Below are 6,169 nucleotides of genomic sequence, written 5' to 3'. Positions count from 1 at the left end.
GAATACCGCCGGCTCGGCGACAGCGATCTCGCCGTCTCCGCCATTTGCCTGGGCACCATGACCTTCGGCCAGCAGAACGACCAGGCCGAGGCCCACGCCCAGCTCGACCATGCCTTCGCGCGCGGCATCAACTTCCTCGATACCGCCGAGATGTATCCGGTGCCGCCCCGCGCCGAGACCGTCAACCGCACCGAGACCATCGTCGGCGCCTGGCTCAAGGGCCGGCCGCGCGACCAGGTCGTGGTCGCCACCAAGGTGGCCGGGCCGAACCGCAACATGGCCTGGCTGCGCGGCGGCCCGAAGGCCCTGGACCGCGACAACATCCGCACCGCCATCGAGGGCTCCCTGCGCCGCCTGCAGACCGACTACGTCGACCTCTACCAGCTGCACTGGCCGGCGCGCAACGTGCCCATGTTCGGCAAGTACCAGTTCGACCCGGCCCAGGAACTGGCGTCCACGCCCATCCGCGCCCAGTTGGAGGCACTTGCCGAACTGGTCGCCGAGGGCAAGGTGCGCTACGTCGGCCTGTCCAACGAACACCCCTGGGGCGTCATGGAGTTCCTGCGCCTGGCGAACGAACTGGGCCTGCCCCGGGTGGTGTCGATCCAGAACTCCTACAACCTGATCAACCGCACCTTCGAGACCGGCCTGGCCGAGCTCGCCTACCGCGAGCGGGTCGGCCTGCTCGCCTACTCGCCCCTGGCCTTCGGCCTGCTGTCGGCCAAGTACCTGGCCGACCCGGCCGCCCAGGGCCGGGTGACCGAGTTCAAGGGCTTCGCCCAGCGCTACGAGAAGCCCAACGTGCCGGTCGCCGTGGCCGTCTACGCCGACCTGGCCCGCCGCCACGGCGTGACCCCGGTCGAGCTGGCGCTGTCCTTCGTGTATCGGCGCTGGTTCGTCGCCAGCACCATCATCGGCGCCACCAGCCTGGCGCAACTGGAAGAGAACCTGGGTGCCTGGGACAAGCCCCTGTCGGCCGAACTGCTGGCCGAGATCGAGGACCTGCACCTGCGCTACACCAATCCGGCGCCCTAGACGGGCGGCCGTCTACCAGCTCCCGGAGGCGCCGCCGCCGCCCGAGCGGCCGCCGCCCGAGGACGACGACGAGGAACTGGAGCCGAACGACGAGCCGGACGAGGAACCGCGCGGTTCCGGCCGGGTGCCGCCCCGGCTCGTGGTGACCTCGGCGGGGTCGAACCAGACCCCGAATATCTGGCGCTTGAGCGGCGAGCGCTTGCGTATCCGGAGCAGGCGCTGGCGCGCCAGTTCGCGCCGGTAGGCCGAGTCCGACAGCCAGGCGCGCACGTTGCCGGCGAGCGGCAGGGCGAACGCGGTGGCGAAGAACAGGTTCATGCCGACCAGGCCGACCATCACCTCCGGGTCGGACGGGAAGGCGAAGCCGAACACCGCGAAGAAGAGGCCGAAGAAGACCCCGAAGAAGCCGAACGAGAGCAGCAGCCACTGCGTGTCGCCGGTGCGGCTGCCCAGGCCCTTGTCGCGGCCCCGCGCGCGGCCGCGCGCCCGGGCCAGGAAATAGACCAGCGGCACGGCCAGGTTGCCGGCCAGCCCGGCCAGGAAACGGTGCAGGAAGGCCGCGCCGTCGAAGGGCGGCTCGGCCGGCGCCGCGGGTGCTGCGAGCTCGGGCAGGGCCTCCTCGCCGTGTACCGCCTTGGCCATGGCGTCGAAGCCCTGCATCAGGCCGTCGGCGTATTGCTCGGCCCGGAAGGCCGGCTGGTAGAGCTCGTCGACCACGCGCCGGCAGAACAGGTCGGTGAGGACGCCCTCCAGGCCGTAGCCGACCTCGATGCGCATGCGCCGTTCCGCCGGGGCGACCAGGACCAGCACCCCGTTGTCCTTGCCGGCCTGGCCCAGGCGCCATTTCTCGAAGGTGGCCACGGCGGCCGCCTCGATGCTGTCGCCCTGCAGGCTGCGGGCGACGTAGACCGCCGCCCAGACGCCGTCGTCGTCGCGCAGCGTCTTGATGCGTTCGGCCAGGGCGCTGCGGTCGGCTTCGGCGAGCAGGCCCGCCTCGTCGAGGACGTCGCCCTGGAAGGCGGGTGCGTCAAAGGCCCGGGCGGAGGACGGCAGGATCAGGCACAGGGCGAGCAGCAGGGCGAACAGGCGGGCGCCCGGATGGCTCATGGCGTCGGCTTCAGCAAACTGCCCGGGGTGACCGCGGCGGCCGCTCAGCGGCGCTCGTCATAGTGGCCATTGCCACGCTGGTCGCGCCGGTCGTCGCGCCGGTCGTCGCGGCGATCGTCACGCCGGTTGTCGCGGCGGTCGTCTCGGACGTCGGCACGGCCGCGATGCTTCTCCTGGTAGCGCGGCACGTACTCGCGGTTGTACCAGTCGTCGTCGACGAAATAGACGCGCTCGCCGCAGGCGTGGTACTCCTGGCAATGCTTGCTCCAATGCTTGGCGTGGCCGGGCGGGACGTGCAGGTAGACGGGGCCGCGGTGGTAGGGACCGCGCTCGACGATGACCGGCTCGGCATAGATCAGCCGGGGGCGCGGGAAGTCGCCGATGTCGATGCGGCCGTAGAAGCCGGGTTGGCCGACAGTGATGGAGACGCCGACGTCGGCGGCGAGCGCCGGCAGCGCGGCGAGGCCCAAGGCGGCGGCAAAGAGCAGGCGTTTCATGGGGTGGTTCCTCTTTCGGTTGGTGGCGGGCGGCACCCGGGTGGCCCCGGGCCCATGCTGGCGCCGACGTTACTACTCGGAGCGGGGCGGCACAAGGGAACGTCGGGGCGCGCGAGCGGGGCCATGGGCGTGGCTGCGATCCGGTAGGATAATCGCCCCGAGGAGGAGCACAACATGACAGTCAACCGCCGTGAATTCCTGGCCGCCACGGGCGGCCTGCTCGCCGCCGCCGGCTTCCCCGCCATCGCCGGCGCGCGTCCCAAGATCGTCGTCGTCGGGGCCGGCTACGGCGGCGCCGCCTTCGCCCGCTACCTCAAGCTGTGGACGCCCGAGGCCGAGGTGACGGTGATCGAGCCGAACGACCGCTTCATCTCCTGCCCGTTCTCCAATACCGTCCTGGCGGGCTGGAACCGGCTCGGCGACATCAGCTTCCCGTACGACTACCTGCGCCGGACCGCGGACCATTTCGTGCGCGACGCGGTGACCGCCATCGACCCCGGCAAGCGTACCGTGACCACCCTGGGCGGCCACGTCTTCGGCTACGACCGCCTGATCCTGGCGGCCGGCATCGAGCTGATGTTCGACCGCATCCAGGGCTATGACGCCGCCGCCCAGGAGCACGTCAAGCATGCCTGGAAGGCCGGCCCCAGCCAGACCGGCGTCCTGCGCCGGCAACTGGAGGCGATGCCGGACGGCGGCACCTTCGTGATCTCCATCCCGATGGCGCCGATCCGCTGCCCGCCGGCACCCTACGAACGGGTCAGCCTGATCGCGGACTACTTCAAGCGCGCCAAGCCGCGCAGCAAGATCATCATGCTGGACGGCAACCCGGACATCGTGTCCAAGAAGAAGCTGTTCCTGACCGCCTGGCAGACCCACTACGGCTACGGTACCGAGAACAGCATGATCGACTACCGGCCGAACAACATGCCGGCTTCGCTCGACGTGGCCAAGATGACCATCGGCACCGACTTCGACGACGTCAAGGGCGACGTCATCAACCTGGTGCCGCCCATGCGCGCGGCCGCCCTGACCGGCCAGATCGGCGCCCGCACCGGCGACAACGGCGCCTGGTGCCCGATCGACTACCTCACCTTCGAGTCCCTGGAGGTGGCCAACGTGCACATCCTGGGCGACGCCATCCTGTCCAACCTGTCCAAGGCCGCGGCCCTGGCCAACAACGGCGGCAAGCTGTGCGCCTATGCCCTGTCGGAGATCTTCGCCGGGCGTGCGCCCGACCCGGCGCCGGTGGTCACCAGCACCTGCTATTCCGCCAGCACCGACCACACCGCCTTCCACGTCGCCACCGTGTTCCGCTACAACCCGGCCGACAAGAGCATGGAGGTGCAGCCGGGCAGCGGCGTCTCGGACGTCGAGTCGACCGAGGAATTCAAGTACATGCGCGGCTGGGCGCGCAACATATGGGCCGACACCCTGGGCCTGCCGAAGAGCTACCGCTTCAGCAACCGGGTCTGACCGGCGGCGCTCACGCCGGGCCGGGCGCCGGGGCCTGGCCGAGCACGATGCGCCATTTCCCGGCCCGCACGTTGTCCGCGTACAGCTTGGGCAGCACGGTCTTCCAACTGCCGCCGGTGACGGTGACCCGGTAGCTGCACACCGTCCGGCCGCGCTCGTCGGCGATGGCCCAGGCCAGGCTGGCGCCGTCCGCCAGGTTCGAGCCGGCGCCGCTGACCAGCGTGCTCTGGGCGCAGCCGACGTGGAAGTCCGGACCCAGGTTGGCATCCGGGGCGACCGGGAACGGCCGGGCGTCGCCGAAGCCGAACCAGCTGTCGTGGCTGAGCAGGCTCTGCTTGAAGGTCGGCCAGACCACCTGGCGCAGGAAATGCTGGTCGACCAGGCGCCGTTCGTATTGGTGCCGGGCCGGGAAGTCCCGGGACTCGGCCATCAGACGGCCGTCGAAGACGCCGCCGCAGCCGCCGATCAGCCCGGCCAGGAGCAGCTCGGTATGGGTATAGGCGTCACGCATGACGTGGAACCAGCGTCCGCTCGCCAGCCAGTCCGCGACCGCGGCCGCCTCGCGCCGGGAGATCAGGGAGTCGGCGTCGCGGACCAGCCAGCGCGTCACCGTGGGGTCCGCCATGACCGCGAACCGCCGCATCAGGGGATCGACGCCGTCCCACGCCGGCCCTTCGCACAGCACGACCTGCGCGCCGCGTGCCGCCAGGCGTTGGCGCACGTCCTCGGGCACGCTGCGGTCGCAATAGACGCGCATGGTCCAGCCCGGCAACAGGAAGGCCAGGGCCCGGGCGTTGATGAAGGCTGTCTCGCAGTAAAGCGGCTTGGCGCCGAACAGCGTGTAGGCGACCACGTTGCCGGTCTTGTCCGCGGCCAAGCCGGGCGGCGGGCCGGCCGGGACCTGCCAGAGCGGGGCGGCGGTGACCTCGGCATCATGCAGTTGCAGGGCACGGTGGCCGTATTCGGCGGCGCGGCGGCGCGCCTCCGCGGCGTCGGACGGTGCGCCGGCCTTGAGGGCGGCTTCGGTGCGCCGGCCATACAGTTCGGCGAGGCCGTCGTAGGTGTTGCCGTCGTTCGGCTGCCGTTCGACCAGGCGCTGGAAGCTCCGCTCGGCGACGTCGAAGCGGCCGCTGCGCATGGCGGCACAGCCGACCAGGGCCAGCGGGTAGTCGGGCGAGGGGTCCAGGGCGAGCAGCTCGAAGGCATGCCGGTAGGCCGCCGGCCAGTCGTTCTCGGCCGCGGCCGCCCGGTATTGGCGGTGGATCTCGCGCAGTTGCCGCCGATCGCCCTTGACCATGGCGGTCAATCTCCTGCGCGACGCTCAGTCGCCGAGCGCGAAGACATTGGACAGGGTGTTGATGTAGTTGAAGTAGCCGGTGACGGCGACCGCCTCGACGATCTGGACGTCGCTGTAGCCGAGCGCCTTGAGGGCGTCGATGTCCGACTTGAGTATCTTGTAGTTGTCCTTGTGCGAGGCCCGCAGGCAGAACCGGAGCAGGGCCTTCTCCGGCTCGGGCACGGCCATCGCGTCGATCCCCTGCAGGACCTGGGCGACCAGTTCCTCCGACATGCCCAGCATGCGGGCGATGCGCTTGTGGATGCCGACGCACATCTGGCAGCCGTTTTCCTGCGAGACCAGCAGGGCGATGGCCTCCTTGACCTGGAACGACAGGGTCGTTTCTTCGAGCAGGTAGCTCTGCGCCATCTGGTCGGTCGCGAAGTAGACCCGTTCGTTGACGGCGAGGAGCTTGAATATTTCGCCCAGCTTGCCGGTCCGTTCCAGGATCGGACGTGCCTTGGCCTGGATTTCGGGAGCCATGTCGGCGTATTCGGGTAAGTCGATGTGAGCCATGGATTGTCTCTGGGTGGATGTCGAAAGCCGGCGACCGGTCGGTCCGCCGGCGCGCCGAGGCCGGCCATCCGGCACGACGCCCGGAGCGGCCGGCGGCCGGGCGGACGCCCTGTCGGATGGGGGCGTGGCCGGCGCCGCCGCCCGGGCCGGGCGCCTGGGCGCCGCGCGGCGGGGTGGTGGGGGAGGGCCACGCCGCATGCTA

The 6,169-nt window shown here is 70.5% G+C and carries 6 protein-coding genes; 2 read left to right on the top strand and 4 right to left on the bottom strand.

Translation table 11 applies throughout. The annotated features are described in order from the left end of the window. On the top strand, nucleotides 1-1,035 hold a 1,035-nt coding region (locus EZJ19_RS01725; protein ID WP_131444577.1), incomplete at its 5' end, for an aldo/keto reductase. A gap of 12 nt (nucleotides 1,036-1,047) precedes the next feature. Here EZJ19_RS01725 and EZJ19_RS01720 read toward each other — a convergent pair. Both EZJ19_RS01720 and EZJ19_RS01715 read right to left on the bottom strand, forming a co-directional pair. After that, nucleotides 1,048-2,142 (bottom strand): TPM domain-containing protein, encoded by a 1,095-nt coding sequence (locus EZJ19_RS01720; protein ID WP_131444576.1) that lies wholly within the window; start codon nucleotides 2,140-2,142, stop codon nucleotides 1,048-1,050. A gap of 44 nt (nucleotides 2,143-2,186) precedes the next feature. Continuing rightward, entirely contained in the window at nucleotides 2,187-2,639 is a 453-nt protein-coding gene (locus EZJ19_RS01715; RefSeq protein ID WP_131444575.1) for a hypothetical protein, read from the bottom strand. 174 nt (nucleotides 2,640-2,813) lie between these two features. Between EZJ19_RS01715 and EZJ19_RS01710 the strand changes: the two genes are divergently transcribed. After that, on the top strand, nucleotides 2,814-4,115 hold the full coding sequence (locus EZJ19_RS01710) for an NAD(P)/FAD-dependent oxidoreductase (protein ID WP_131444574.1): 1,302 nt from the start codon (nucleotides 2,814-2,816) through the stop codon (nucleotides 4,113-4,115). Between the two features lie 10 nt (nucleotides 4,116-4,125). Here the strand turns inward: EZJ19_RS01710 and EZJ19_RS01705 are convergent, their stop codons facing one another. Together EZJ19_RS01705 and EZJ19_RS01700 are read right to left on the bottom strand one after the other, a co-directional pair. Then, a complete protein-coding gene (locus EZJ19_RS01705) occupies nucleotides 4,126-5,412 on the bottom strand; it encodes a tetratricopeptide repeat protein (RefSeq protein ID WP_131444573.1) in 1,287 nt (428 codons plus the stop codon). 24 nt (nucleotides 5,413-5,436) lie between these two features. Further along, nucleotides 5,437-5,967 carry a carboxymuconolactone decarboxylase family protein gene (locus EZJ19_RS01700; protein ID WP_131444572.1) on the bottom strand — a complete coding sequence of 177 codons (531 nt, stop codon included), beginning with the start codon at nucleotides 5,965-5,967 and terminating at the stop codon, nucleotides 5,437-5,439. Nucleotides 5,968-6,169 lie beyond the last annotated feature (202 nt).

This window comes from Parasulfuritortus cantonensis, from assembly GCF_004337445.1.
GTDB classification, from domain to species: Bacteria; Pseudomonadota; Gammaproteobacteria; order Burkholderiales; family Thiobacillaceae; genus Parasulfuritortus; species Parasulfuritortus cantonensis.
The sequence above is the reverse complement of the archived record's forward strand: the minus strand, read 5'-3'. Positions and strand labels throughout refer to the sequence as shown.

What these genes read in the sequence shown, in the direction of transcription:
- EZJ19_RS01705 (WP_131444573.1), bottom strand. Translation starts at nt 5,412, where the DNA reads ATGGTCAAGGGCGATCGGCGGCAACTGCGCGAGATCCACCGCCAATAC.
- EZJ19_RS01700 (WP_131444572.1), bottom strand. Translation starts at nt 5,967, where the DNA reads ATGGCTCACATCGACTTACCCGAATACGCCGACATGGCTCCCGAAATC.
- EZJ19_RS01715 (WP_131444575.1), bottom strand. Translation starts at nt 2,639, where the DNA reads ATGAAACGCCTGCTCTTTGCCGCCGCCTTGGGCCTCGCCGCGCTGCCG.
- EZJ19_RS01720 (WP_131444576.1), bottom strand. Translation starts at nt 2,142, where the DNA reads ATGAGCCATCCGGGCGCCCGCCTGTTCGCCCTGCTGCTCGCCCTGTGC.
- EZJ19_RS01710 (WP_131444574.1), top strand. Translation starts at nt 2,814, where the DNA reads ATGACAGTCAACCGCCGTGAATTCCTGGCCGCCACGGGCGGCCTGCTC.